At 40.8% G+C, this 18,028-nt stretch carries 18 protein-coding genes; 1 reads left to right on the top strand and 17 read right to left on the bottom strand.

From position 1 onward, the window contains the following. Window positions 1-10: 10 nt before the first annotated feature. From MHB66_RS08205 to MHB66_RS08130, 16 genes are read right to left on the bottom strand one after another with little or no spacing between them, the layout of a single operon-like run. Entirely contained in the window at window positions 11-565 is a 555-nt protein-coding gene (locus tag MHB66_RS08205) for a hypothetical protein (protein ID WP_034281877.1), read from the bottom strand. After that, the gene (locus MHB66_RS08200; protein ID WP_046311001.1) at window positions 534-1,529 is read right to left on the bottom strand and encodes a hypothetical protein; all 996 of its coding nucleotides are present in this window, start codon (window positions 1,527-1,529) and stop codon (window positions 534-536) included. Before MHB66_RS08200 ends, MHB66_RS08205 begins: the two co-directional genes overlap by 32 nt. A gap of 25 nt (window positions 1,530-1,554) precedes the next feature. Then, on the bottom strand, window positions 1,555-2,748 hold the full coding sequence (locus MHB66_RS08195; protein WP_034281872.1) for an acyl-CoA dehydrogenase family protein: 1,194 nt from the start codon (window positions 2,746-2,748) through the stop codon (window positions 1,555-1,557). Beyond that, the gene (locus MHB66_RS08190) at window positions 2,714-4,024 is read right to left on the bottom strand and encodes a hypothetical protein (protein WP_046310999.1); all 1,311 of its coding nucleotides are present in this window, start codon (window positions 4,022-4,024) and stop codon (window positions 2,714-2,716) included. The genes MHB66_RS08195 and MHB66_RS08190 overlap by 35 nt, the downstream gene beginning before the upstream one ends. After that, a complete protein-coding gene (locus tag MHB66_RS08185) occupies window positions 4,011-5,267 on the bottom strand; it encodes an ATP-grasp domain-containing protein (RefSeq protein WP_052712391.1) in 1,257 nt (418 codons plus the stop codon). Before MHB66_RS08185 ends, MHB66_RS08190 begins: the two co-directional genes overlap by 14 nt. A 4-nt stretch (window positions 5,268-5,271) precedes the next feature. Beyond that, the gene (locus MHB66_RS08180) at window positions 5,272-6,402 is read right to left on the bottom strand and encodes a nucleotidyltransferase family protein (protein ID WP_046310997.1); all 1,131 of its coding nucleotides are present in this window, start codon (window positions 6,400-6,402) and stop codon (window positions 5,272-5,274) included. Next, a complete protein-coding gene (locus MHB66_RS08175) occupies window positions 6,389-7,525 on the bottom strand; it encodes an aminoacyl--tRNA ligase-related protein (protein ID WP_052712390.1) in 1,137 nt (378 codons plus the stop codon). The genes MHB66_RS08180 and MHB66_RS08175 overlap by 14 nt, the downstream gene beginning before the upstream one ends. Further along, window positions 7,526-8,377, bottom strand: a complete 852-nt coding sequence (locus tag MHB66_RS08170) for an HAD hydrolase family protein (protein WP_046310995.1) — start codon at window positions 8,375-8,377, stop codon at window positions 7,526-7,528. Between the two features lie 3 nt (window positions 8,378-8,380). Next, window positions 8,381-9,463 (bottom strand): myo-inositol-1-phosphate synthase, encoded by a 1,083-nt coding sequence (locus MHB66_RS08165; protein WP_034281869.1) that lies wholly within the window; start codon window positions 9,461-9,463, stop codon window positions 8,381-8,383. 24 nt (window positions 9,464-9,487) lie between these two features. After that, window positions 9,488-10,294, bottom strand: a complete 807-nt coding sequence (locus MHB66_RS08160) for a histidinol-phosphatase (protein WP_046310993.1) — start codon at window positions 10,292-10,294, stop codon at window positions 9,488-9,490. A gap of 15 nt (window positions 10,295-10,309) precedes the next feature. Further along, on the bottom strand, window positions 10,310-11,083 hold the full coding sequence (locus MHB66_RS08155) for a glucose 1-dehydrogenase (protein ID WP_046310991.1): 774 nt from the start codon (window positions 11,081-11,083) through the stop codon (window positions 10,310-10,312). A 14-nt stretch (window positions 11,084-11,097) separates the two neighbouring features. Next, a complete protein-coding gene (locus MHB66_RS08150) occupies window positions 11,098-11,826 on the bottom strand; it encodes an SDR family NAD(P)-dependent oxidoreductase (protein WP_046310988.1) in 729 nt (242 codons plus the stop codon). Then, a complete protein-coding gene (locus tag MHB66_RS08145; protein ID WP_046310987.1) occupies window positions 11,823-12,812 on the bottom strand; it encodes a phosphotransferase in 990 nt (329 codons plus the stop codon). The genes MHB66_RS08150 and MHB66_RS08145 overlap by 4 nt, the downstream gene beginning before the upstream one ends. A gap of 4 nt (window positions 12,813-12,816) precedes the next feature. After that, window positions 12,817-13,368 (bottom strand): AAA family ATPase, encoded by a 552-nt coding sequence (locus tag MHB66_RS08140; protein ID WP_051627342.1) that lies wholly within the window; start codon window positions 13,366-13,368, stop codon window positions 12,817-12,819. Window positions 13,369-13,381: 13 nt separating this feature from the next. Continuing rightward, complete coding sequence (locus tag MHB66_RS08135; protein WP_046310985.1) at window positions 13,382-14,416, bottom strand: hypothetical protein; 1,035 nt, start codon at window positions 14,414-14,416, stop codon at window positions 13,382-13,384. Window positions 14,417-14,421: 5 nt separating this feature from the next. Continuing rightward, entirely contained in the window at window positions 14,422-15,651 is a 1,230-nt protein-coding gene (locus tag MHB66_RS08130; RefSeq protein ID WP_046312236.1) for a methionine adenosyltransferase, read from the bottom strand. A 109-nt stretch (window positions 15,652-15,760) separates the two neighbouring features. Here MHB66_RS08130 and MHB66_RS08125 point away from each other — a divergent pair, with 109 nt between their 5' ends. Further along, window positions 15,761-16,843 (top strand): serine hydrolase domain-containing protein, encoded by a 1,083-nt coding sequence (locus tag MHB66_RS08125; RefSeq protein WP_034281858.1) that lies wholly within the window; start codon window positions 15,761-15,763, stop codon window positions 16,841-16,843. Here the strand turns inward: MHB66_RS08125 and MHB66_RS08120 are convergent. Then, window positions 16,840-18,009: a hypothetical protein gene (locus MHB66_RS08120; RefSeq protein WP_046310983.1), complete on the bottom strand. Its 1,170-nt coding sequence runs from the start codon at window positions 18,007-18,009 to the stop codon at window positions 16,840-16,842. The genes MHB66_RS08125 and MHB66_RS08120 overlap by 4 nt on opposite strands. Window positions 18,010-18,028 lie beyond the last annotated feature (19 nt).

The raw sequence follows: 18,028 nt of genomic DNA, 5'->3' as shown, positions 1-18,028 counted from the left end.
CTCCCTTCCATTAATGATTTGACTGCTGAATCGTCATTGCGAAAATATGCATAAATGGATTATCTTGAAAGCGAATTTCATCAAAAACTACTTTTTTCGAGAAGGTGAGCGAATCAAGCCATAGGTTTGATGTCATATGATGATTAATGCCGGATACCGTATGAATATAATCAAATGCATATGCCGCTCGATCATGAAATGCAGGTTCACGTTCAATCACATCCGTTAATGAAAGCCGAGTCTCACAGACAACGTTCCCCTCTCGTAATAATGAAATCTCTTCGTAAAGATTGCCATTGGATGAACAGCCAACGACATGAAGCGCTTCTGCTTCAAGTGGCGGAAAATGAAGAGACTGTCCCTCTAATTCAATATTGTCTCCTTGATCTTGATATATGAACTGAAATGGAATCCCTTCGATAAAAGGATCTTGCACGTTCATAATTAACTCAGCCGGCAAAGAAGCTCCGCCAATTGTTAATTGGCCTTTTTCATATTCATTTTGATATGTGATGCCTCTGTTATTGACATAATCATGAAGAGAAAGAGTTTGATAAGTCTTCATTTTGAATCACCTCTTTTAGTTCTGTGAGCAGGCTGGTCTCCACTTCTAATGTTTTTTGAAACCGATTCGCCGTTCTTTCTATCATACTGCGAGGATTTTTACTGAGGCCTACTCTAGCCGTAAAATTGGCGAGTACTGTCCAGCTTTGATAAGCATCTTCAAACGCTTGAATAAGGGGATGTAAAAGCTCATTTTCATAAGAAGATAGGAATGTCACCATATGTTTTCTGGAGTTAGCCACATCCTTTAGTCCTTCAAAGTAAACATTGTCTAATAAATTTCCAGTTTCATTGTCTTTGATACTATCAATATAATCCCTTTGAATGACTGAAATAGCGCCCAGCCCTGTGACAGCTCCAGGCAAATCAAAATGCGGCGGTGCTCCTTCTAATATGGCCGCATGCTCTTTTAATATCACCAACACATCCGGTTCTTTCTGAAGTTCCACATGTTTAATCCACTTATAACGATTTTCGGTTCGAGGTGTATGTTCATATACAGAGCGCGCAGCTTTCATCAAATGGTCTTTACTCAATGTGCCATGATAGGAGTATGCATGATCACTGACCACTGCATGATCATCATTCACCTCAAGTACTTCCAATGTGTGATACCCATGTTCTCTTTCGTAAAATGGACAGTACGGTAAGTCAAATATATCTAGGGAAACAGACACAGTCCCTCCGCTTGGATGCTGTTTAAACACACGATTGATATAGAGGTCTAATTCCTCTTCCGTGTAAAAAATTTCTTCTAAATGAATGCCATTATGATGAAGAATATCCTCACGAAAATGTTTAAAGGAACCGATCAAAACAAACCCTTTGTCTTGGGGTCTATAAACAAGGCCGGCCTGCCTCCAAATCCTATCAATTTCAATCCCTTTTCTAAGAAGCATGGCTGCAATCGTTAATTGAGAACAGTTTAAGTAATTGTTCCGGTAAATAGGTGCTGCAGTAGCCACTTATGTCTCCTCCTTTTTCTTGCCATCATACCCATCGATTTTTTAACGGGATAATGCCCAGCTCTTTTTTCGCAATCACTTCTTTTAATAAATCTTCAGAAGGCGGATGAAATTTTGCCGCTTTCACATCTCGGCTTAAACGCTCGAGCAAAGATCCTTGCTGTAATGAAGAAAAACCCTCGACCTGAGAAGCTAGCTGCACGATTTCTTCTGCTGCTTGCGTCACAAAATGTTTTGTAATCAGTGTCTTCGTATACAAATCACTTGAGTAATGATTTTGTTTCTTTTCTTGATCTGCTTGCTGAGCGCAAGCCATAAGCTGAGAATGTGCAACATCTAATTTAATTTTCATATCTGCAATACGAAATTGTGGACCTGGTAAAAAGGCTGATTTTTTCTTGGAAATTCGATCATTTCTTTTATATGCCATACCGAGGGCATGTTCATATGCTGCTTTTGCAATGCCATAATAAACAGCTGTAACAGCTAGACGAAACCAGTAAATTAAATTTTCAGTATCTTCTATCGCGTAGCCTTCCCGTCCGATTAGCTGATGATCGGGTATAAACACTTGGTCAAAATGAATGTGATGACTCATCGATGCCCTCATGCCCGAATAATTCCACGATTCTTCAATCGCAGCGCCTTCAGTAGGTAATGTCATTAATAGAGCCGTCATTCCATATTGAGATGTGCATGACGACGGAGCATACTGACAATAAATCGGTAAATATTTAATGCGCGGTGCACCAGTTACTGTAAATTTAGTTCCACTCACAAGATATCCGCCATCTGTTTTTTCTGCGGTAATGGTCGGAATTCCGTCCATTTGCTTACGCTGATAAATAAAAATCACATTCGGATCGCTAACAGAAGCGATTAGTTCTCCTGAACGCCGAATATCGTCAAAAACCATGGCCTGCTGCTCACTTGTAAGCACTTCAGAAAATGCGCCGAGCGAATAGTAATGCATCGCCATAATGAGTCCTGTCGACGCGCATCCTTTAGATATGTGTGACAAAAGAGTCACCGTTTCTTCAAATCCATAACCAAGACCCCCGTCTTGTTTCGGCATATTGGCGACATGTAATCCACAATCAATCAGTTCGTCTAGATTTTGATGCGGGAACTGAAATTTGTCATCAAGCTGACTCGCCCTTTCCGAAAATTGCAAAATAAGACGATCAATCGTTTCTTGACGTAGCTCTGTCAGTGTCATATTCATCCCTCCTTTGTGTAAAGAATAATCTATTTTGTTTTAATAAAAGATCATCCGGGGTCCCTCTCTCTCGAATGACATAATCGTTTCCTTCAAACAAAAGCAGCTCTAGCGGAGAAGAATGACCTAAAAATAAGGTAGGACTGTAGCAAAGTCCATATGCCCCAGATTTCTCAATACAAAGAAGATCACCTACATCGCCTTGCGGAAGCTCCACCTGCCGGCCAATTAAGTCTTCCGGAGTACATAGTGGGCCCACAATCGATTGTTTCACTACAGCTGAGGGCTTGCTGGAAGGTTTAATGAGCCGCATTGGATAATTATTGCGGAGCAGCCTGCCTCTAAACGTCATCGCTTGATGATGATGCATTCCTCCATCTGCAATTAAAAACGTCTGTCCTTTTGATTCTTTTACATATTGTATAGTGGTTAAATAAACCCCACATTCCGCTAAAAGGAATCTCCCCATCTCAATAATAAACCTCGGAAATTCCAGCTCAGTTTCGTACGTTCGAATCAATTCCGCTACGTTTTGAAATAAACGTTCAGCATGAAGAGGTGTCTCATGCTGAAAATACGGAATGCCAAACCCGCCGCCTAAATCAACCATCTGGCATGTTAGTCCAAATTCATTCTTGATTCGAACAGCTGTATTGAGCGTGTATTCAAACGATGATAAAAGCGATGTTTCATCAAGAACCTGCGTTCCCAAATACATATGAATCCCTTTAAATAAGAGCGAATGATCATACTTCTGAAATAGGTCAAATACGTCTTTCAGTTTGGATTCATCTATCCCAAATGGACTTGGAACTCCGCCCATTTTGATTTTTGCCCGTGACTCAATGGATTCAGGATTAATCCGAATTCCTACTGATACCTGTTTATCCTGATGCTTTGCAGACTCAGCGATATAAATGAGCTCTTCCTTTGATTCGGCGATAATACAATAGATCTCATGCTGAATAGCGGCATCGATCTCTTGCTTCTGCTTACCAGGGCCAGAAAAAATGATATGCTCCGGGGAATAACCTGCTTTTACAGCCATAAGGAGCTCTCCTGCAGAAGCCACTTCTATACCAGCCCCAAAAGACCGTAACAGTGACGCAATCGAGGCATTTCCATTGGACTTAAATGAAAAGAACACCTCAGCTGATTGATGGAGCCATGCTGTAATGTGATCATAGTGATCTTTTAATGCATCTCCATCGTATACATACATCGGCGTCCCATAACCATTCGCTTTCTCTAAGAGCGTAGCGTCATTTTTCGGCAAATTCCCTCCCCCTTTCAGCTGAAAATTCCATATCATCAAACTTTTTCAGCATATGAATCTGCTTGTCCTTCTTCATATGGTAAAACAATATAAACAGTCGATAGTGCCACATATCATCCGCTCTCGTTTTACCGAAAGTATAAATAAAAAACCCACCATCTTCTCCGGGATCGAGTGCTTCTGTTACCTCCGTTAACACATCTTCAAACGGCAGGTCGGCACTGCTTGAGAATCTTTTAAAGCGGCTTTCAATATATTCGTAGGTTGAAAAAAAACGGCAAATGATTGGGAGTAAATAAGTAACCTGCGTAAACCGTGCATTTATTTCAATGATCGGTATGAGCTGTTCATTTATATCAATGATCGAATCAACGCCAACCACGCCTCGATACCCTTCTGCATATAGAAGCTCTATGATTCGATGCATGCTTACTTCATATTCACGTTTTTTGTCCTGTTCATAAATAGGGGCAAAATTCGTCCCTAAGTAGATGCCGTCCTCATTGATTTTCTGTTCTGTAATTGAAAGTAAGTGTGAATCTTCCTCTTGAATGAGCAATTGGGCATTTAAAGATCGCTTAATTGGATGCCATCCCTCTAAGAGGAGGTCTGTTTGGATTTTTCTTCTTTCAATAAAGGTCACTAACTGCATGAATTCTCTCTCGTTTTTTAAAATACGAAGTCCCTTACCAGATGATCCATAAGGTAATTTCAGAACCATTTTTGAGAAATGATTCGCCCTTAATTCTTCATACGTCTGTTTTAACTCGTCAGCATTTTGACAAACAGCACCACAAGTAACATTAAACTGATGTTCTTCTGCCCACTTTCTAGTCGAAATCTTATGATTAAATCGCTTTACGAGTGTTGGATTTGAACCATAAATCTTTCTTTTTTCAAGTGGCGAATCTTGATCAACCGATTCATCTAAAAGATAGGGTACAATGAGTCCCTTTAAATTGAACGCATCTTCTTTTTGAATCATATGTGGAAGCTTGATACCCTGCTTTTCCAAATAGGCTAAAAAAGCTGGTTCTGGCTGATGATGCATGATGACATGATGATCCTTAGAAGCAATCAAAAGCAGTTGTTGTTCCTGCTGAAGAACGAGTTCATTTTGAACATGGTCTGTCATAACAGGTAAAGCCTTTGTTTGATCCCAGATTTGTTCTTGATTCATATTCCCAAACCATATCACGTCGTTTCTTCCCTTAAAATCAAATAGAGCTGCCGGATCTTTCATCACACTACTCCTTATGAACAGAATGCTTTTTAATTTCTAAAGACCGATTAATGTGAAAGAATCGTTTACGAATAGGCTGATTCCATGTATGAACGACATCATTTGCATCCAGCACTTCGGATAAATAAGCAAGTGATTCAGGCTGAAGTGCCTCCATGACAAGATCAGGAATCGTATGAGGAAAGACTTCATTCACATAATGCAAAGCAAAATAGACCATCTTTCCAAAGCCATACGCTTTCGTTCGACGGACAAACAACTCCACATCCAATAGGTCTTCTCTCATAAACATGCCATATATATCAAGCAGCTTATAAAGCAGTAAATCTTTCATTGACTCCACTTCATTTAAATAAATCGCCTCTTTGTAAAAATGAATACATAAGAAAATCAGCATATCCTCTTCTTTTAATGACCATACAAGGTGCTCGTCAACAGACGTTTGAATTCGTCTAGACAGCATTTCTTGGACAATTGAATCTGTCCGGTTTCCTGTCATGAGGTCAACTGAAAACTGAACATCAATTTTATGACAGTCAATAAAGCGGCATTCTGGTGTAGGTTTCATGTAGGTGTAGGTTTGATGTGAGTTCATGATGAGGTAAAGAATGTCTTTTCGTTTCGCAGGTGTGACTGTCTCCGTTTCATAATTCCAAGAACCTTGAATATAGCCTAATTCTTTTAATACATGTCCAGTTTCTTGCAGCTGATCTTGTGAGATAAAGAGATCGTTGTCCCCAAATAAACGAAGCCCTACATCGCCGTATGCCCACTGGCCAATCACACTTCCTTTTACAATGGCATATTCAATTCCTTTTTGATCAAGTGCTTGAAATAACTGATCGTTTAACGTGAGATTGTCTCGTGCCGTTTCTAATTGCCCCTTATACATAATCTCTAATGACTTTAAAAAATAAGTTGCTTTAAAATCTTTTCTTAAATGAATGGCGTAACGTTTAATATTTTTCCATGCAATACCAGCTGTCCGATGAACATGCAGCATTCCAAGAATGACATTCCAGTCTTGCTGCTGATACAGAAGCTCCTTCATCTCTTCTATCTGGATGTCTTCTAAAAAAGGGGTAGATAAAATGAGGGCTGTGTGCTCTTCTTGAGTCAGATTACTTTGCAGCATAGTGACCCTCCTTTATATGAAGCATCTCATCCGGCCAATTCTTTTTATTTCGACCGTATGTTTGTAAAAATACTTGAACCCATCGATCGATACCAAATGCGGCACAACCCGAATAAAGCGGCTTATCATTTTCTCCCTTGATTTGGAACCTTTCACAAAGCATCTCTCCACAGTCGTTAAATGAAGCGATCGAAACGTCTTTCTTTTCTGTCACAGCTACTAACTCATATTTGCTGTTTGCCATTAATTGATAATTCGCTTTATCCATATCATCATAAAAGAAAAAGGGGTCATTTGCGGTGGTGACCTTACCACTAAGGCCAAGCTGATGAAAACATTGCCATGTGTGTTCAAGAAGTGTTTTTCTTGTTTCGTTAATGTATTCGTTATCACCGATAAAGATAATTTCACGCATACTAAATTCTAGTTTCCTTAGGGGATCTACTTTCCAAGAAATTTCATGTCTAAAACACTGCCCCGCTGCTGTCATCATTTGATTGTCTGTATAGGTCTTCCCTTCCCATTCCTCGTAGCAGTGATAACAAATGCACGGCTGTAAAAATCGACCTGCTTGCTGGAAGTGTTCAGGCAGAAAACCATGATGCTTTTCTCGAATGTCATCAATAATTTGGTAATCATGAGGTATTTCAAAAACAGAATAAATATTTTGCGGAAAATTTGTATGGTATTTACACTTTTCCATTAATTCTTTACTCATCGTAGAAGGGTATTTTCTTAATTTGGCCCCAAGTGAAGCCCCCATATTTAAGAATAATTGATCAAAATAGTGTGCGAGTTCCATTTCAATTTCGTCATAGAAAGTTCTCTTTTGGTCATCCCCGCTTAGTTTCGAATGAACAGGCTCACTTTTAAAATGAATATTTGATTTCATTTCCTTTTCACGAAACCTCCGCAGTTGAGCTACATTTGACGATAACTTTAAAAACGCAGCTGATATTGCCTCTGCATCTCCTGTATGATCGACTGTTACTTCAATAACAGATTCCTCTTCAAGAAGATCAACGTGCAAAATATGGGCTGATAGAAAAGAAACTCTTTCCACAAAATCTGGTATCATTGTATCTTCTATTGCATCTGGTAAAGGCAGCTGAAGGGTTCTCAACTAAATTCCTCCCTTTTTATTGATCACTTTTGATGCTTCTAATGGTTGTGAAGCTTTATCAAGATAGTTATAAATAGACTCCCCCAGATGAACATCACATAACTCAATCGCCGATGGATGGCTATCTTGAACTGCCAGCCCCCACCTCGCCTTCTTGAGCAGCAGTCTGTCATTATGACCATTTCCAAAAGCAATCACACGATTTAAATCACTTTCTCCAAAACAATCTAATAAATGGCGTTCAAGCATATCCGCCTTACAAATTCCTTTCGGGGATACCACTTGTGCATTTAAAAACTGGGCATCCGCAACATCACAATGACAATCTCTTAATAGATGAGCGATATCTATTTTTTCTTTCGGTAAAATAAATAGTTTTGTCACACGGTCAAATGTGAATTCTTTCTGGTGACCAACCTCTATTTTTTCTCGTGGAAATGTGTAAAGCATGCAATATTTCAACTTAGCGCTTTTACTTGATGCCACATGCTTCCCGTGTGATTCCATGACAAATTCAGCTTGACCATCAAGTGATGAGATAACCTGCCGGCATATAGCAGCATCTAGATATTGTTTAACGTCAAATGTTTTCTTTTGATGATGGCAAATCACATTTCCATCATTCAGCAAAACATCATGATGAAATAAATTGAGTAAAGAAGGATCTAAGTTCAGAGAGAAGAAAGAATCATAGGTTCTGCCTGTGACAATTATTGAAATAATGCCTCTTTGGCGCAGCATGTTCACTGCGCCATGGACATCACCAATAAGCTCGCCTCGATCATCAATTAATGTGCCATCCAAATCAAAAGCGGCAAATTTTATCTCGCAAAGATTTAGTTCCGCTTCCACTGATCACACCTTTTTCAGCTCAGCATTTGCTACATATTCATTGAATAGACGCAATGATTCTGAATCTACTTGTCCAATTGGAGGGCTTTTGAATAAGAATGGGCAAACGTCATGTATGACACCGCTGTGATTCATATCTTTAGCTGCTTTTGCTACGCGCATTGCGTTAGCGATAACACCAGCTGAATTCGGAGAATCTTCTACTTGTAAACGGATTTCAAGCGAAATGTCTGAATCTAAAACAGAATTTCCTTCCAATCGCAGGAAGCAGACTTTATGATCCCCTAAGTAGCTGACATAGCCATTTGGACCTGCTGCCACTTCGCTGGCATCAATACCAGAGGCAAATAATGCTTTTCTCTTCGATTTTTGTTTACTCGTTGATCTCATTGGGTTGGCAAGGTTTAAAAAATCTGTATTACCACCGACATTCAATTGGTACGTATTGGTAATATCAATCCCTCGGGATTTTAATAGCTCAATTAACGCTGTATGCAGTGTTGTGGCACCTAAATGACTTCTTAAATCATCTCCAAGGAGCGGGGTATTCGACTCTTCAAACATTTTGACAAATTCAGGATCATTTGCCACTGGTTCAGGTGTCGCATTAATAAAGGCAGTTTGCGCGTGTGCACACGCCTCTGCGTATACTCGAACTGCTTCAAACGAACCTGTCGGTAAGAAGCAGACTAGTACATCTGCCTGAACGTCCTTTAATCTTTGCGTCACATCATGTGTGTTCATTTTTAATGAATGTTCATGCGGCTGAATGCAGTTGGACAAATCTCCTTCAAGACCATCACATAAAGGACCTGCTTCAACGGGTACTTGGAAAAACGGAACATCAATATGTTTTACTGCAGCCGTTGGTTTAGTAAAAATAGCCTCTGATAAGTCTTTTCCTACTTTATTTTGATCTACTTCAAAAGCTGCAACAAATTCCACATCAGACAAGTGATAACCTCCAATGACATCATGCATAACACCGGAGAGCGTATCCATCTTTTCCTTTGCCAATTCTACAAATTGAACGATACTTGAAGCGCATGATCCTACTCCTGCAATTGCTACGCGAACTTTTGTCATTTTCATAACCCCTTTTTTTAGAATTTATAGAGCCAATTTTCGCTTTTGACGAGATTGAAAGATATACCATTCCTTGTAACCCAATTCCTTCAGCGTCTCTTTTACTTTCAGCCAATCATCTGCTACTCGGGCTGGCTGATGGGCATCTGAGCCAAACGTGACATCCACACCATAAAATTTGGCTCGCTCTAATAGATCCATTGATGGATACCAGCCGCCGCAGTCTTTTGTTTTGCCAGAGGTATTCACTTCAATGACAGAACCACTCTCCGCAATTGCTTGCAGTGCATCATCGACAGCTTCTGTTTTGAGATGAGCAATCTCTGGATAAAAACCTTTTAAGGCGTCAATATGGCCTAAAACGTCGAACATTTGACTCTCAGCAGACATTTTAATTAACTGGTAATACGTTTCTTTTTCAATGATGGCTTTCTGCTCTGGGATTTGTTCCCACCGTTTCCGGTTAAATAGGTCATATCCATTACTGACATGAACCGAGCCAATGATATAATCAAATGGATAATGTCGATACACGTCTCGGTAAAGGGCCTCGTGTTCTGGAAAATAGTCAGATTCGACACCTAACAGCACGTGAATTTTTCCGTCATATTCCTTTTTCAACTGCAGGACTTCCTCTATATATGATTGAAATTCACTTTTAGCCATCGCTACCCATGGTTTAAAGTGGTCAGCCTCTTCACCAAAGAACGGAGAGTGATCTGATATCCCAATAAAATCCAGACCTAATTTGACAGCCTCATCGATATATTCTCTGATGTTCCCTTCCGCATGACCACAGCGTTGATGATGTGTGTGCAGATCAAATTTCATGCAATTTTTACTCCTCTACATGGCAGTATAGCCGCCGTCAACCATCAAATTTTCTCCTGTAATAAAACTCGCTTCATCTGAAAGAAGGAAGATGACAGCAGATGCGATCTCTTCTGGATCAGCGGTTCGTTTCAACATGTGCATCCCGCCAATATCAGGATGCTGATTTGCTTGCTCTCTTGTCAATCCAAGCTCTTCTAAATGGAACCGCTCGTTGTTTTTGTTCCATACCGTGCCGGGATTCACTGCGTTTACACGAATACCTGCATCCGCCAAATCCATTGCCATGCACCGCGTCATATTGACAACAGCTGCTTTTGTCGCGTTATATGTTAAATATTTCGGCTGGGCAATGTGGCCTGAAATGGAGGCAATATTTACAATCGATCCTTTTCCTATTTTCTCCATGTAAGGCGCAGTGTGTTTGACACAAAGCGCTTGTCCCATAATATTCAAATCCATAATGCGCCGCCATTCTTCAACGGTTGCTTCAAGACCCCGCATGATAAACACGGCTGCACAATTCACCAGCATGTCTATTTTCCCAAAATGATTGGCTGTTTTTTCGATCATTGAAACAATGGATGCTTCATCAGCAATATCAGCCTCTATAAACAAAACATCATATCCATTTGCTTTGAGCTGTTTTTCTGCTGCAATTCCGTAATCTACATGATGATCAGCAATGGCGACTTGTGCGCCTTCTTGTGCGGCTCGTTCTGCGACCGCATATCCAATCCCCTGAGCTCCGCCTGTCACAATAACTGTCTTTCCTTTCATACCTCGCATGTAGCTGCCTCCTCTTACCACTGAAGTCTTTGCCCGTCCCTCAACAATTCTCCTGTTGGTCCATCTCGGGGCAGCTGTGCCGCCCACACGATTCCTGATGCACCTTCCTGTATGGTTTTAACAGCCTCTGATGTCCCCATGTCCGTTTGTACCCAGCCAGGACACACTGCATTCGCAAGGATAGAATAGGGTGCCCCCTCTAAAGCTGTGACCTTTGTGAGAACATGCAGCGCCGCTTTTGACATCCGGTAGTAAGGACCGCTTTTTCCATCACGCCTGACATCGCCTGAAGCGTAGATCGCAGAGAGCCTTCCCATACCGCTAGATACATTGACAATCCGTCCATATCCAGCTTCTTTCATGTAAGGAAAAACGGCCTTGGTCATTCTGACTGCACCATACACATTCACATTCATCGTTTCTTGGAGTGTCGATACAGGAAGATCTAGAAAAGTTGGAAATGTGTGACCCTTTATGTTGTCATGAAAGACACCGGCATTATTAATGAGCACATCCACTTTCCCGAACGAATTCTTCATAAATGCCGAGAAACGTTCAACCGATTCATCATTTGTTACATCCAGCTGAAATGGCACAACATGCTCAGTCATTTCAGACGCAGCTATTTCGGCACTCTCAAGCTGCCGTGCAGTTAAAATAACAAGCATTCCACACTGCGCAAGCTGTCTGCATACTTCTTTGCCTATGCCCCTGTTTCCACCTGTGACAACAGCGACCTTCATATTCTCATCTCCTTTTGGAGATACCAATCTTCCTTCAGCTGGTTCGATGCAGATTCTAGTGCTTCGAAAGACCAATCAATATACCAGTTTAGTAAGTGAGGTGTATAGGTGTGCAGCAGTGTTAAATACCGCTCTGTCGGAATATATAAAAGTCTGATAAACGCAGATATTGAGCGCCATTCATATTCGGATAAGTCATCTGCATATGCCTTTAAAAATTGAATCGTTTTCACAATATCTAGTTGAAACGTTCCTCTCTTGATTCTCGTTAACAAAAAAGCAGATATGGCTGCATCATATACTCGCGGTCTAAAGCATGCTGTATCAAAATCAAGAACCATGGCAAGCTTTTTGTTACGAATTAACAGGTTGCCAGAATGAAAGTCACCATGTGTAACAGCATGAGGTAATCCTTCGTATATACTAGGGTTTAGCAGCGTGATGATATTCATTAGTTCCCGTTCATACACTTTGAGCAAAGCAGCAGCCTTTTTAGAAGAAACAACCTTTTTTAGGGCATAAGCCGTCTTGCCGAGCGTTTCGTCCGGAGAAGTAATCCAGTTCTTCAATTCGCAGTTTGGATTCACAGGTCCTTTCGGTAAGTTCTTCAGTGAATGGAGCTGTTTTAATACCCGGATGGCTTCTTGTTCATCTGAACGATTTCCCATTTCATATGGTCTTCCTTCGAAATAGGGCCGCAGCTGCCAAAAGTGTTCTTTGAATAAAATGGTCTTACGATGATCTTCTGCCTCCACCATAGGTTGAATCGGGAAGCCATGATCAAGCAGAGCATCTGTTAATTCCTCTAAATATTGAAGCCACTTTGCATCATGGTTTCTCGCACATTTTTTTAAGACAAAACGGTTTTTGATCGTTTCGACAAGCCACCCTTCATTAGGGCTTCTTCCGTTTAAAGGTGTTAAGCGAATCGGCTGTTCCGAAAACCAATATTTCAGGACATTATTAGCATCATCTAGTGCCGTCATGTCCTCACCCCTTTTTCTCAAGGTTTTTGATTTTCATTAGCACCTGGTCTGCATCGTCCCGTTTGTCTATGCGCAAGCATTTCACATGAGATTTTTCTTTTAATTTGTGAAAAAGCTTTTCGTTTTGATGAATCACCTCTGGATAGACTTGAAAGGCATATGAGAAAAATTGGAGCGCGTTACCCATTCGCTCCTTATTTCCATTCCAAAGTTTCTCCCTTGTGATGAGCCGTTTGAATGTCCTTTTCATGAGACGGGGGAATGTCTGTCTTCTCTTGACATCAAGCCAAATGATCGTATCAGCATATTCAGCCAATATGTGGTGAACAGATGAATATTGACCATCGACGACCCATTTCTTTTGTTTGACAATTTCATGGACGTTATCGATAAACACCGGCTTATCTGTTTTTTTCCAGTTCGCTTGCCAGAATAGAGCATCGAGTTCATAGTGAGGTAACGTTAACTCCTGCTTCAATTGATGTGCAAGGGTTGTTTTTCCAGATCCAGGCGGACCGACAATCCAAATTCGCTGGCTAGCTCCTTTATTGTTCAAGTTGTTCCCTCCGTTACAGAACACGTTGATGCTTTTGAATGTCGTCTCTCACTTTTACTAGCAGATCAAGTGCTTCATCCCAATTTAGGTTTTCTGTTAATTCAAATACGGGCGTTTCGCTTGAATGAATGGACACATCTTTACATAATAGATCTAATGCTTCCGCCGGAAAGCCATTTTCCTTTAACAGCTGGCCAAAAAGTGTATGCGCGGGAGTCAGTCTTGTATCAGGTGTACTAAAATAGTGAATCATTCCCGCCATCGCTTCTACAGGACCCGGTGACAGGTGAATGCCATTAAACCGAGTACACACGTTAGATAAACCAAACCGTTTTTGCTCCGACAGCAGCATGTGTTTAAATGAACCCGCTTTAGCCTCTTTAGGGTCCGTTGCACCGATGAAATCTTCTCTCAACATCCTCATTGGCTGCTTTGAAAAACATTCAATGACGATAATAGACTTTGCAGGTGCAGTGAACCACTCTATTTGACAAGGGTGGAATGAATTGAGCAGAAGCATTTTTTCTCCATCCACCTCGGCCTCTATGGCGTATGTGCCCGCACCCAGCTTGTCTACTTTGACGTTTCGGGTTAAAAGCTCTAAACCATACGGCGTGAGCTCTTTGTACTTTTGTAAAAATTGATGGCCTCCATATATGAAATGTTCCTTCTTTTTAAACTCTGGGTATTTCAAAGCCAGCATTTTTTTTGCTGCATCTGACACTTCACTCAGACCATTTTTAGAAATTTTATTTAGCATCCCATATTGATTTTCAATTATTTTCTTTTCTTTCAAATATAAGGATGATATAACACGCACGGCTCCTATTTGTACATCACGATCATCTAATCGGTGGAGAAGTTCATCTAGTATGAGATCAAGCTGTACACCTTTATTGATGCTTGTTAATTCAGGTTTTAGCATCAACAGAAGATGGTGTTGGTTCAATTGTTGTTGTTTTTCAATTTCATAGGGATGAATGGTCACTGCCATAGGTTCTTTTGTATGAATACATGCATGTACGGCTTCAATGACTCTTTTTTTCATCCTTTTTACCACATTGTCACGCCTTTAAAAATTAAATCTGTTGTCACATCGCCCATTGAATGAACCGCATTCATGACGAGGTCTTCAATTCTTTTTCTATCCACTTCATTTCCATCCCACTGCTGAATACGAACGGAAATTTCATCAGGATTGTGGAGCGGTGCCTCTTTTGAAGTAAAGATATGCACTTCTGTTGGCTTTTGAATCGTCTCAAAAATTTGATCTGCCAGCCGTTGTGCGAGCACCCCATATAATTTTCCTGTATGATCAAGCGGGTTTTTCCCAGCCGGCGCTTCAATACTCATAGACCGCATTGGGGTGATCAGGCCATTTAATCTATTTCCTCTTCCAACAACTCCTACATCGCCGGTATCTGCTACAGAACCTAGCGCTGTTAAGTACGGACGGCCATTGCGATCTGTTGCGTTCAGCATGAGATCAGGCGTGAGGCCTAACGTTTCATGAATATAGCGAGCAATTTGATCTTGGCATTCTTTTTTGCGGGCAAAATATTCCTCAAGACTATGAATATCTTTAGCTAGAAATGGCATGTTCACAATGAGTTTGAAATCTTCATGACGTCTGCTTCCAAATATTTTTACATCCCAGCCGGTATCTGGATTGACCTTTTTAAATTCTGGACCATTCACATAACGCTCTGTATAAAGAACCAGCTTCTCAAGACGGCTTAATGGCGCATGAGCATGCAGTAAGTTACAGTCGTTTGACACAAGCTTTGGATCACCGATTTCAATCATGTCCGTTTCAACCATCGGACGATATCGTGAGTTTTTGCGGCCTGCCCCCTGATGATCAACGATTCGGCAGTCGATGACGAGATGTTCTTCAGGATCAAATCCTGTTGTCACCTCTGATAACACATCCTTTGCCGCATCGAAAAGAATCTTTTTAAGAGGAATGGGCTCATCGCCGTATGCGTATGCCCCTTTTCCTGCAAACACAACTTGATACGGTTTGACCATTGTCCCTTTCCCATACGTGACATCAGCATCTCCGCCAAGAAGCATGACTTTGTCAAACCAGTGGTGTGCCACTCTGCCAAAATGCTCCATGCAATATTGAGAATAATATTGAGAAGCTCTTTCTGCTATAGCATCACACATCGTATCTGGATGTCCTACACCTTTACGTTCCACAAGCTCATATGGAATTTGTTCTATATCTTGGCCATCACCTTTTAAAATATCAAGAATGGTTTTTTGAATTGTTTTCATCATCTATCGCCCGCTCTCTTTTAAAATATAAAAATATTGATCGTTCATCTTAAAACAACATGAAACATTTGGTAATATATATATATTCTGTATGAAAGAGGTGTCTATTTTGATCAATGAATCGATCCTGCAGCGTCTGCAAGATACAACCACTAATATTAGGGAATTATTGGAACAACATCAAATTCCCGGCTGTTCCATTTGTATTTCTCATGAAGATGAGCACATTTGGTCGTGGCATGAAGGCCTCGCTGATATTGAAAGCGGCACCCCTGTTACAAAAGACACAACCTTTCGAATTGGTTCTGTGACTAAGCCTTTTACTGCAATGGTTATGATGAAATTGCGAGAGGAAGGATTCATTCAACTCGATGAACCCATTCATACTTACGAACCACTACTTTCTTTCATAAAAAGTCACTTGTCTGAACCAATTCCACTCACTTTCCGAATGATTGCCTCTCATATCTCAGGCCTGCCCAAAGCACTCGACAAAGCCGTTCATTTACGAGATATGACGCTAGCTCAGTGTATTGAAATACTCACTATTTTCACACCGCCTTGGTCTATCATCAATTATTCCAGTCTTGGCTACTCTATATTAAGTAAAGTGCTAGAAAAAGTGAGTCATCAGCCATATAGAGAATTAGTGCATACCCACATACTAAAACCGCTCGACTTGAAGCAAACTGGATTTATTGAAACAGCATCCACAGCCAAAGGGTATACAGTTTCTTCCTCAGGCCTGTCCGGCGTATCCTATCCAAGTGCTGAAACACCATCTTGGGAGGACGGTTCAAGCGGACTAATCTCCACAGCAGAAGATCTGATTCAATTCATTCAAGCTCAATACGGTGCAAACAGCGTGCTTCAACAGCATTCGCTAAAAGAAATGCAAAGCCCCGTTATGGTTGAAGAAGATTTCAGCAGAGGTGCCGGTCTTTCATGGTTTTTGAGACCTTTTAACGGATGCACCTTAGCTGAACATAGCGGAGAAATTAAAGGGTTCACCTCCTATATTGGATTCATTCCCAAGACAAAATTAGGTGTGTGCATTCTAATGAACTCTGACGAAAGGCTCGCACGGCCAATTGCCGAAATGCTCTTTCAAATTTTGCTGCCAGCAGATCACAAGCAAATGAAAAAACGTGAAGACCGGCTCAAACGAATGTTTAGACAATCGTCTCTTTAAATCGAACTGACTTTTTTGTTTAACAGATCTGGAATTGCTTCTTGCAGATAACGCGGATCACCCTCTAAATAAAAGCATGGCATGTTAAACAAGTGATGGATAAGCTCAGATGCCTTTTGCTCCAGAAAGGTATCTGACACTTGTCGAAGTCCGAGCCAGCCTTTTAAATAGTCGGGATCTTCTGGTTCTCTTATATTTGCTGCCATAATTTCTTTTGCTCTTTGATCATCTTTTTTTATCGGCACAAGCCTAATCTCACCCGAACCTATTTTAAGTGAAGGAAAAATTACCATATCTACTTTCGTAGAGCTTCTAATCGTTGTTCCTGTCATTTCAGCAGCTTCTTTTGGTGTAATTTCAAACTTACAGCCGCTGGCCCATTTTTCTCTTGCCTCTTCCTCTGTTGATATGGTTTCATCCCATATTCTTTTATCTTGAGACCGGCTGAATTTTTTGTTTTTCAGTTCCTGTATATTTGTGGTGGCTTGGACAGTTCCTACTCCAAGCGCCAAGCACATCGGCCATCCATACACAATAAGTTCCTGATCTTCAAGCACTGAAATGGAACGATCGTTTGTGATAAAATCTGCTCCTCCATGATGCAAAAACTGCCACATAGTGGTTGACTTCCCGGCACCTTTATCGCCGATAATGAGCGCTCCTTTTTGGCCATCTTCAAAAGAGACAGCTGCTGCATGCGTAAAGCATCCGCCTTGATTTTCTAATGTTCTAAGGGCAATCTCTCGAACAATTCGCAGTGGACAGCGTATCGCAGACTCATTATTGTTTTTTCCAATCACAGCATAACGCCCGTTATTGACCGCCACACTGTGCGGTTCGTCACCTTCATGTGAGGCAAATAATACTTGATCGTCTAATGTTAATCGTTTGTAAGTAAACTTCCTTTTTGCAGTAATGGTTTCACCCTTTTGAAAGCTAGCACTGCGAATAGACTGTTCAAGCTCCTGATCAATGATAAACCGTATTTCAATCTGTGATGGGATATCCCCCTCGCGGCGATCCAATTCTTTTGGGATATAATGTTCAATATCTTCAATCGCCAGCAATTCCATAGATAGAATATGAAAATGAATACCTGCAAACACAAATGATTTTTCATAAGGAAAATCGGTCTTCGGCTTTTCAAAAAACGCTTTTATATCCATATAGAATCCTCCCCTTCAA

Origin of the sequence: Bacillus sp. FSL L8-0167, assembly GCF_038630295.1 — a bacterium.
Lineage (GTDB): Bacteria > Bacillota > Bacilli > Bacillales > Bacillaceae > Bacillus > Bacillus safensis.
Note: the sequence above shows the minus strand (reverse complement) of the source record. Positions and strands in the feature narration are given on the sequence as shown.

Coding starts and splice junctions, on each gene's coding strand:
- MHB66_RS08145 (WP_046310987.1), bottom strand. CDS start 12,812: ATGACGGCACTAGATGATGCTAATAATGTCCTGAAATATTGGTTTTCG.
- MHB66_RS08165 (WP_034281869.1), bottom strand. CDS start 9,463: ATGACAAAAGTTCGCGTAGCAATTGCAGGAGTAGGATCATGCGCTTCA.
- MHB66_RS08135 (WP_046310985.1), bottom strand. CDS start 14,416: ATGAAAAAAAGAGTCATTGAAGCCGTACATGCATGTATTCATACAAAA.
- MHB66_RS08150 (WP_046310988.1), bottom strand. CDS start 11,826: ATGAAGGTCGCTGTTGTCACAGGTGGAAACAGGGGCATAGGCAAAGAA.
- MHB66_RS08180 (WP_046310997.1), bottom strand. CDS start 6,402: ATGCTGCAAAGTAATCTGACTCAAGAAGAGCACACAGCCCTCATTTTA.
- MHB66_RS08120 (WP_046310983.1), bottom strand. CDS start 18,009: ATGGATATAAAAGCGTTTTTTGAAAAGCCGAAGACCGATTTTCCTTAT.
- MHB66_RS08195 (WP_034281872.1), bottom strand. CDS start 2,748: ATGACACTGACAGAGCTACGTCAAGAAACGATTGATCGTCTTATTTTG.
- MHB66_RS08160 (WP_046310993.1), bottom strand. CDS start 10,294: ATGAAATTTGATCTGCACACACATCATCAACGCTGTGGTCATGCGGAA.
- MHB66_RS08185 (WP_052712391.1), bottom strand. CDS start 5,267: ATGAAAGATCCGGCAGCTCTATTTGATTTTAAGGGAAGAAACGACGTG.
- MHB66_RS08155 (WP_046310991.1), bottom strand. CDS start 11,083: ATGCGAGGTATGAAAGGAAAGACAGTTATTGTGACAGGCGGAGCTCAG.
- MHB66_RS08130 (WP_046312236.1), bottom strand. CDS start 15,651: ATGAAAACAATTCAAAAAACCATTCTTGATATTTTAAAAGGTGATGGC.
- MHB66_RS08205 (WP_034281877.1), bottom strand. CDS start 565: ATGAAGACTTATCAAACTCTTTCTCTTCATGATTATGTCAATAACAGA.